The sequence below is a fragment of the Massilia sp. CT11-108 genome, from assembly GCF_047302915.1.
Taxonomy (GTDB): Bacteria; Pseudomonadota; Gammaproteobacteria; order Burkholderiales; family Burkholderiaceae_D; genus Telluria; species Telluria orientalis.
In genome coordinates this window covers 1-4,351 of sequence record NZ_JBKYMO010000461.1, presented here as the reverse complement: position 1 = coordinate 4,351, position 4,351 = coordinate 1, and the positions used below count along the sequence as shown (strand labels likewise).

Genomic DNA, 4,351 nt, shown 5'->3' with positions numbered 1-4,351 from the left:
GCTGAAGGTGTCGATCTTCAAGGGCGCCAGGCCGGACGCGCTGCAGCGCTTCACGCTCCCGAAACCGCTCGGCCGGCAGGTGCAGCGTGAATCTTGCCTGTTCCGGGAACGGCCCCGGCACGCTGGCCTGGTCCACGAACCCCGGCGTCTGCCCGCCTTCCTTGTCGATGCGCGCCGGCCAGCGCTTGCCGCCGGGCCCTTCCAGGTAGACCCTGGCCGCGTCGGCCGCGCGCACGGGCGCGCTGAATTCCACGCGCATCGGCTGGAACGGAATGCACTGGGACCGCGCGTTGACTTTCTCGCAGTTGAAGCGGGCCGTGAAATCGGCGCGCGTCTTGAACGAGAGCGTCTGGTCCTCGGCCGTCGCGATGCCGTTCGGCGCAGCCACGCCGGCGCCCCAGACGAGCGCCACGTCCGCATTCGACGGCAACGTGCGACGGCATTGCAGCACGACGATGCGGGCCAGGCGGCCGGCCTTGTCGTCGGCGCGCAGCTGCGCGTCCGGGTACGGTCCGATGTCTTCCTTGCCGCGGTCCTCGGCGACGATTTGCCGCACGAACCAGCGGGACGTAGCCAGCACCTGTGCGCGCTGCTCGCCCTGCACCAGGGTCACGCCGATCTTGTCGCTGGCGCCGTCCGCGCGGCACCACGCCTGTTTCAGGATGCTGTCGGCCGACGCGGGCGCGGACAGCGCGAGCACGAAGGCCTGTTTCTCGTCGATGCCGGACGCACCTTCGTGCGCCAGCGTCTCCAGCACGGCCGGGCCGCCCGAGGCAACCGTGAATGCCTGTGGCCCCGCCAGCGGCTGGCCGGCCAGGTCGCGCACGTTGGGTTTCAGCGTGAAACGGCAGCTCGTGGCACCCGGCAGGTCGCGTTCGAAGTCATAGCTCCACGTCTGCGCATCGACCCAGCGGCCGCTGCCCGGCACGGCGCACGCAACGTCGAACGGCGTCTCGGCGCGCAAATCGCCGAACGCGACCATCGGCTGCGAAAAACGTGCCACGGCCTGGCGCACGCGCCGCACCTGCCCTTCGGGAGAAAAACCGGAGACAGCGGTCTGCGCCCACGCGCCGGACCAGCAGCACAACAAGACGAAGCACAGCAGGCGGCGCAGGACGGCCATGGTTTCTCCCGGGAGATGGCGGACGGACGACGGCTGAGTGTTGCAAACTCGGCTTGCAGTGTCAACAACGTTTAACAATTGCAACGCATCGTGAGCGTCATGCAAACGTGCATGATTGGATATAGAATGCGGATCTTATATTTCCTGTACGCATATAAGACCATGAGTCTTCCCCTGATCCTGAACCTGGCCATCGCCCTGGCCGCGTGCGGCCTGCTGTACATCATGCAGCAACGCCACCTGTCTTTCACGAAACGCGTGTTCACGGGCCTCGGCCTGGGCATCGTCCTCGGCGCGGCGTTCCAGGCGTTCTACGGCAACGGTTCACCGGTTATTGCACAGACGAATGCGTACCTCGACATCGTCGGCACGGGCTATGTCAAGCTGCTGCAGATGATTATCATGCCGCTGATCATGGTCTCCATCATCCAGGCCATCCTCAAGCTGCGCGATGCGTCGTCGCTCGGCAAGATCAGTGCGCTGACGCTCGGCACGCTGATGGTCACGACGGCCATCGCCGCCTCGATCGGCATCCTGATGGCCAAGCTGTACGGCCTGTCCGCCGTCGGCCTGACGTCGAGCGCGGCCGAAGTCGCGCGCGGCCACTATCTAGAAGGCAAGCTGGCGACGGCGCAGGACGTGTCGCTGCCGACCATGATCCTGTCGTTCATTCCCGAGAATCCCTTCCTCGACATGACGGGCGCGCGCAAGACGTCGACGATTGCCGTCGTGCTGTTCTCGATCTTCATCGGTGTGTCCGCCACGGGCATTGCCGCCAAGAAGCCGGACGTATTCGAAAAGTTCAGCGAGTTCGTCCACATCGCCCACGTGATCGTGATGCGCATGGTGACGCTCGTGCTGCGCCTGACCCCGTTCGGCGTGTTCGCCCTGATCACGCAGGTGCTGGCGAGCTCCAGCGTGCAGGACATCCTGAAGCTGATCGGCTTCGTGGCGGCATCGTACAGCGCGCTGATCCTGATGTTCGGGGTGCACCTGCTGATCATCGCGGCCGTGGGCCTGAACCCGGGCCGCTACGTGAAGAAGATCTTCCCCGTGCTCGCCTTCGCTTTCACGTCGCGCACGTCGGCCGGTTCGATCCCGATGAGCGTGCAGACGCAGACCGCGCGCCTCGGCACGCCGGAAGGCATCGCCAACTTCGCCGCGTCGTTCGGCTCGATGATGGGCCAGAACGGCTGCGCCGGCATCTATCCGGCGATGCTCGCGGTCATGATCGCGCCCACCGTCGGCATCGATCCGTTCACGAGCAGCTTCCTGTTGCCCCTGGTCGGCATCGTCACCATCGGTTCCGTCGGCGTGGCCGGCGTGGGCGGCGGCGCCACGTTCGCCGCCCTCATCGTGCTGTCGGCGCTGAACCTGCCGGTCGCGCTGGCGGGCCTGCTGATTTCCATCGAGCCGCTGATCGACATGGGCCGTACCGCCCTCAACGTCAGCGGGTCCATCACGGCCGGCACGTTCGCCAGCCGCGTGCTCGGCCAGACCGACATGGCCGTGTTCGACAGCGACGCCGAGGTCAACCTCGACAGCGAGGAGCAAGTGGCGTAAAGGTGGTGCAAACCTTTCTCCTGTCCACGTAAGAGCCCGCCTACACGTCGTTTTGGCACACGTTTTCGTCCGGAATCGTGCGCGGAAATCCCGCCGAATCCGTCTATGATCGCGTCATGTCAAAATCACAAACGGTCGGATGATGGATCAAAAGTGGCCACAGGAAATCTGGCTCGTCAGGCACGGGCAAAGCGCCGGCAATGTCGCGCGCGATGCCGCCGAAGCGGCGGCGGGCCTGCTCATCGACATCGCCGGGCGCGACGTCGACGTGCCCCTGTCCGAGCTGGGCGTGCGCCAGTCGCAGGCCCTGTCGGGCTGGTTCGCCGCGCTGCCGCCCGGCAGCCAGCCGAACGTCGTGCTGCATTCGCCGTACGTGCGCGCCGCCGAGACCGCCAATATCCTGATGCAGCGCCTGAACCGCGACGAGTTGCTGGCCGTCCACGCCGACGAACGCCTGCGCGAAAAAGAGTTCGGCATCCTCGACCGCCTGACGGTGCGCGGTATTGCCGAGAAATATCCCGAGCTGCATGAGCAACGCCACCACGTCGGCAAGTTCTATTTCCGCCCGCCGGGTGGCGAGAGCTGGTGCGACGTCATCCTGCGCCTGCGCAGCGTCCTCGACACCATCACGCGCGAGTACCCGCGCGAGCGCGTGCTGATCGTCGCGCACCAGGTCATCGTCAATTGCTTCCGCTACCTGATCGAGCGGATGGACGAGGCCACGATCCTCGAGCAGGACCGCGCCGGCGACGTGCCGAACTGCTCCGTCACGTCGTACGCGTTCGATCCCACGCTGGGCAAGCGCGGCAAGCTGGCCGTCCGCCTGGTCAATTTCGTCGCCCCGCTCGAAGCCACCGGCACGCCGGTCACGGTCGCCAAAGACCAGCCCACCGCCGCCAAGGCCTGAGGTCCTTTCATGACGCTGCACACCCATGCCCGCCCGCGCGACGTCGATACGAGCCTGCTGCGCAGCTGGCCGCTGCCCGTGCCCTCGAACGACGCCGACAAGGAAGACCGCGGCCACGTGCTCGTCCTCGGCGGCTCGCGCGAGATGCCGGGCCCCGTGATCCTGGCCGCGACGGCAGCCCTGCGCGCCGGCGCCGGCAAGCTGACCATTGCCACCGGCCGCAGCGTGGCCCAGTTGGTAGCGCTCGCTATTCCGGAATCGCGCGTGCTGGGGCTGGCGGAAAACGATGCCGGCGGCTTTACGGTCGAAGCCGTGGCCGCGCTCGATCCGCTGGCGGACAAGATCAGCGCCATCCTCATCGGCCCCGGCATGCGGGACGAGGTCGCGACGGCCCGCCTCGTGCACGCGCTGCTGCCGCGTCTCGACGGCACCGACACGAACGTGTTGCTCGACGCCGAGGCGATGGGCGCGGTGTTGCATCCGCCCATGGGCAACCCACCCTTCCGCTTCAACGTGCCGGTCCTGTTGACGCCGCATGCGGGCGAGATGGCCCACCTGACGGGCATCGCGAAAGACGAGATCGGCGCGGCACCGGACCGCCATGCCATCGAAGCGGCCCAACACTGGAACGCCGTCGTCGCGCTGAAGGGCGCGCGCACCGTGATCGCGGCGCCGGGCGGCGAACGATGGCAGCACGAAGGCGGCAACGTCGGGCTCGCCACGTCCGGTTCGGGCGACGTGCTGGCCGGCATCATCGC

3 protein-coding genes and 1 pseudogene are annotated in these 4,351 nt (G+C 67.0%); 3 read left to right on the top strand and 1 reads right to left on the bottom strand.

Features of this window, described 5'->3' with window-relative positions; all coding sequences use genetic code 11:
• Positions 1–1,123 (bottom strand): annotated as a pseudogene (locus ACEN88_RS25335) (alpha-2-macroglobulin); the annotation flags it as partial.
• Positions 1,124–1,285: 162 nt separating this feature from the next.
• Between ACEN88_RS25335 and ACEN88_RS25330 the strand changes: the two are divergent.
• The 3 genes from ACEN88_RS25330 to ACEN88_RS25320 all read left to right on the top strand — a co-directional run.
• Positions 1,286–2,686 (top strand): L-cystine transporter, encoded by a 1,401-nt coding sequence (locus tag ACEN88_RS25330; protein ID WP_413344114.1) that lies wholly within the window; start codon positions 1,286–1,288, stop codon positions 2,684–2,686.
• Positions 2,687–2,828: 142 nt separating this feature from the next.
• Positions 2,829–3,593, top strand: coding sequence for a histidine phosphatase family protein (locus ACEN88_RS25325; RefSeq protein ID WP_413344115.1), 765 nt, complete (start codon positions 2,829–2,831; stop codon positions 3,591–3,593).
• 9 nt (positions 3,594–3,602) lie between these two features.
• A partial coding sequence (locus tag ACEN88_RS25320; RefSeq protein WP_413344113.1) for an NAD(P)H-hydrate dehydratase occupies positions 3,603–4,351 on the top strand: 749 nt, incomplete at its 3' end.

What these genes read in the sequence shown, in the direction of transcription:
- ACEN88_RS25330 (WP_413344114.1), top strand. Translation starts at nt 1,286, where the DNA reads ATGAGTCTTCCCCTGATCCTGAACCTGGCCATCGCCCTGGCCGCGTGC.
- ACEN88_RS25325 (WP_413344115.1), top strand. Translation starts at nt 2,829, where the DNA reads ATGGATCAAAAGTGGCCACAGGAAATCTGGCTCGTCAGGCACGGGCAA.